Genomic DNA, 1,255 nt, shown 5'->3' on the forward strand with positions numbered 1-1,255 from the left:
AATTGGGGTCAGATCCCCATGGCACTACCTTAAGCGCTACGTAAAGAAAACAGGTGGACTGGCTGTACTGCCTGACGCTAAGCTGAAGTTGTTCAAAGACAGCAACCCGCTTCAGTAGTAAGCCAGCCCACGTGCATAGTAACAAGTTCACCAGCCTCAAACACCACATGCTGCAATTGCGCCAGCAATTTGCCCAAACCGGACAATGCGGTCTTGAGCATGCATTCACCGCCCAAGAAATCGATCAAATATTCTTGGAGGAAGTTGGCCACCATCGACATCGCATCTATCCGCCCATGGTCACATTGCGACTGTTCATTGACCAAACACTTTCCTCAGATCAGGCCTGCCAAAAAGCTGTCAGCCAAGCCCTTGTTGCCCGAGCGGCGGCTGGGCAAACGCAGTGCAGCTTGAACACTGGCCCTTATTGCAAGGCCCGCAAAAGGCTCGCCTTGGGCCTGCCCCAGCGCTTGTGCACACTCTTGGGTGAACAACTCGAGCGCAGTGCGGCACCACTTTGGGGCTGGCGTGGTCGCTCGGTCAAACTGTTTGATGCCACTACCGTCTCGATGCCAGACACTCTTGAAAATCAGGGCTCTTGGCCACAAAGCAGCCGCCAAAAACCGGGCCTGGGATTTCCGCAGGCCCGCATCGGTGCCCTCATCAGCCTGTCCAGCGGCGCTGTCATCAATTACGCAGAAGGCCCCATGAGCGGTAAATCAAGTGGCGAACAGGCTCTTTTGCGCCAAATCTCTGAGAGCTTGAGCGAGAAAGACCTTTTGTTGGCCGATGCCTTGCACAGCACTTGGTGGGCTGTGCAGATGTTGGCCCAGCGGGGCGTGGATTTGGTCATGCCCAATGACGGCAGGCGTCAAGTTGATTTCAAACAAGGGCGTATCCACAGCAAATTTGACCACGTCGTGTGGTGGCCCAAACCCAAATGCGCGGCCTGGATCGACCAAGCGCAATACGAGCAAATGCCAGCAGGACTGTGGGTGCGTGAGGTCAGCGTGAATGGAAAGATCATCGTGACCACGATGCTGGAGCCTAAGCAGGCAAGCCCTGAAGAGCTTGCTGCGCTTTACGCAATGCGCTGGAACATTGAGGTTGATTTCCGAACACTGAAGGTGGCCATGGATATGGATGTTTTACGTTGCAAGTCGCCGGACATGGTGAGAAAAGAAATCGCGGTGTTTTTGTTGACCTATAACTTGGTGCGTTGGAGCATGATGCGTGCGGCGCAGTTGGTGAAGGT

At 54.6% G+C, this 1,255-nt stretch carries 2 protein-coding genes; one reads left to right on the forward strand and one right to left on the reverse strand.

What is annotated here, in order from left to right:
* Nucleotides 1-92: 92 nt before the first annotated feature.
* Nucleotides 93-326 carry a hypothetical protein gene (locus B9Z48_RS21965; RefSeq protein WP_233261221.1) on the reverse strand — a complete coding sequence of 78 codons (234 nt, stop codon included), beginning with the start codon at nt 324-326 and terminating at the stop codon, nt 93-95.
* Here B9Z48_RS21965 and B9Z48_RS21295 point away from each other — a divergent pair.
* The coding region (locus tag B9Z48_RS21295; RefSeq protein WP_233261220.1) for an IS4 family transposase at nt 255-1,255 on the forward strand (1,001 nt) is incomplete at its 3' end. The genes B9Z48_RS21965 and B9Z48_RS21295 overlap by 72 nt on opposite strands.

The organism is Limnohabitans sp. WS1, assembly GCF_003063265.1.
Taxonomy (GTDB): domain Bacteria; phylum Pseudomonadota; class Gammaproteobacteria; order Burkholderiales; family Burkholderiaceae_C; genus Limnohabitans_A.